Genomic DNA, 1,510 nt, shown 5'->3' on the forward strand with positions numbered 1-1,510 from the left:
AAATAACCACCACGCCACTTCTTAAATCCCAAATCGGCCCTGCTGATTTGGGATTTTTTTTTGTTAAATAAACTAGGGGAATTATTAATTTCTTGTTTGTGATTCTTAATTCAATTACCAATTGATTTAAGAATCACCCTCACTTATAATTCCTAATTAATAATTACACCAAAAAAGGTTACCTTTTCTTTTCCTTGCCATTAATTAGAAAACCAGAACATGACAGATCTAGAAATCATCCACTCTCTTCGCAAAGGACAGCGTGAAAATGTCATCCGTTTTCTATACAAAGAGTTTCCGAAAATTAAAGCTTTAATATTAAAAAGCGGTTGCAACACTAATCTTGCCAATGAAATCTTTAATGACAGCTTAATTCTTTTTATCGAGAAAGTTGAATCTCCTGACTTTGAACTTACTTCAAAACTCACAACTTTTCTTTACGGAATTAATCGTTTCCTCGTTATGGGAGCAATTCGAGATTCTAAAAAACACAAGAACCTCGAATGGAACAACACTTTAATTGTTTCTCAAGAAGATCTTAGTTACGACTTTGAAAAAGAAGCAAAACTGCAAAAGATAGAATCAATCCTAAACCTGATCACAGAAAAGTGTAAACAGATATTTAAGCTTTTCTATTTCAATAAAAACTCAATGGAGTCCATAGCAAAGGAGCTAGGCTTTTCGAGCGTTAATTCTGCCAAAACACAGAAATACAAGTGTTTACAGAAAGCACATCAACTCGCTCAAGAAACTTCTAATCCTATAACACATTAAGCTATGAGACCAGAATTAACTCAATACGAATTGGTAGAATCATACGTAAGTGGCTCTATGACACAGTCGGAAGCTCAGGATTTTGAAGCACAAATAGCAGCATCGCCAGAATTACGAAGCATGGTTGAATTTCAGCCCTTGTTTACACAAGCCAATAAACGAAGCGCTTTGAGAGCAGAAATTGCTGCGATCATTCCTACCCCGCCAAGAAAACCATGGAAAGGAAAATGGACGATTGGTGGCGTTTTTCTTGCATTAGTAACGGCAGCTTCATTCTTCCTTTTTGGCAACATGGCCGAAAAAAAAGAAAATTTTGAGAAGACAGAACAAAAGCTTCCGGTTCAAGAAATTCAACCAATTGCGGTTGTAGAAGACACTACCAAAGAACTTGCTATTGCTCAGCCTGCATATCTTCCAGATACAAAATGTATTGTTGAACCGGATCTTACTCTGCCTTCACCTCCAATGCCAAAAGTAGAACTATTGAGCACTTGGATTCCATTGGACGTCCAACATACTCCTGTTCAAGTTGCTGACGGCGCTGCAATTTTAGGCGATGACGGAACACTTGTAATTATTCCAACCGATGCATTCATTGATAAGAACGGAAATCCAGTTAAAGGTGAAATTGATTTCCAGCTTGTAGAAGCACTCAAATGGGAAGACATGATTGCGTACAACCTGACTACAGAAAGAAATGGGTTGGCGCTAGAAACAGGCGGAATGATCCGTGCAC

2 protein-coding genes are annotated in these 1,510 nt (G+C 37.6%); both read left to right on the forward strand.

What is annotated here, in order from left to right:
- The first annotated feature begins 219 nt into the window (after nucleotides 1-219).
- Entirely contained in the window at nucleotides 220-774 is a 555-nt protein-coding gene (locus HRT72_07965) for a sigma-70 family RNA polymerase sigma factor (protein ID NQY67643.1), read from the forward strand.
- A 3-nt stretch (nucleotides 775-777) separates the two neighbouring features.
- The coding region (locus HRT72_07970) for a hypothetical protein (GenBank protein NQY67644.1) at nucleotides 778-1,510 on the forward strand (733 nt) is incomplete at its 3' end.

The sequence above is a fragment of the Flavobacteriales bacterium genome (assembly GCA_013214975.1).
Lineage (GTDB): Bacteria > Bacteroidota > Bacteroidia > DT-38 > DT-38 > DT-38.

Coding starts and splice junctions, on each gene's coding strand:
- HRT72_07965 (NQY67643.1), top strand. CDS start 220: ATGACAGATCTAGAAATCATCCACTCTCTTCGCAAAGGACAGCGTGAA.